The following is a 520-nucleotide window of genomic DNA, read 5'->3' as shown; positions in this document are numbered from 1 at the left end:
CGAGCTCCGCCGCGCCGGCCTGCCGTGGCGACGCGCGGTGCACGAGCGCGTGCTCGAGGAGGCCCTCGGCCCGCGTCCACCGCTGGGGCGCAAGCCCGCTCGGATGGACGAGCTCGCCGCGCGCGTGCGTCGCGAACTCGAGGCTCCATCGCTGCGCCTCGACTCCCAGGTCGACCTCCTGCGCGCCCTGCGCGCGGCGGGCATCGGCGTCGACTCGACCGCGAAGTGGGAGCTGCGCGAGCACGACCATCCCGCCGTCGCCCCGCTCCTGGCGTACAAGCGGCTCGCGCGACTGCTCTCGGCCAACGGCTGGGCGTGGCTCGACGAGTGGGTGGTCGACGAGCGGTTCCGCGCGGACTACGTCGCGGGCGGCACCGCGACGGGTCGGTGGGCGACTTCAGGCGGGGGAGCCCTGCAGCTGCCGAAGGCCGTGCGGGCGGCGGTGGTCGCCGACCCCGGGTGGAGCCTGGTCGTGGCGGATGCCGCCCAGCTCGAGCCCCGCGTCCTCGCCGCGCTCGCG

1 pseudogene is annotated in these 520 nt (G+C 76.9%); it reads left to right on the top strand.

The features are described 5' to 3' along the window. Positions 1-520 (top strand): annotated as a pseudogene (locus ESO86_RS19685) (bifunctional 3'-5' exonuclease/DNA polymerase); the annotation flags it as partial.

It is taken from the genome of Agromyces binzhouensis, from assembly GCF_004135055.1.
Lineage (GTDB): Bacteria > Actinomycetota > Actinomycetes > Actinomycetales > Microbacteriaceae > Agromyces > Agromyces binzhouensis.
Note: the sequence above shows the minus strand (reverse complement) of the source record. Positions and strands in the feature narration are given on the sequence as shown.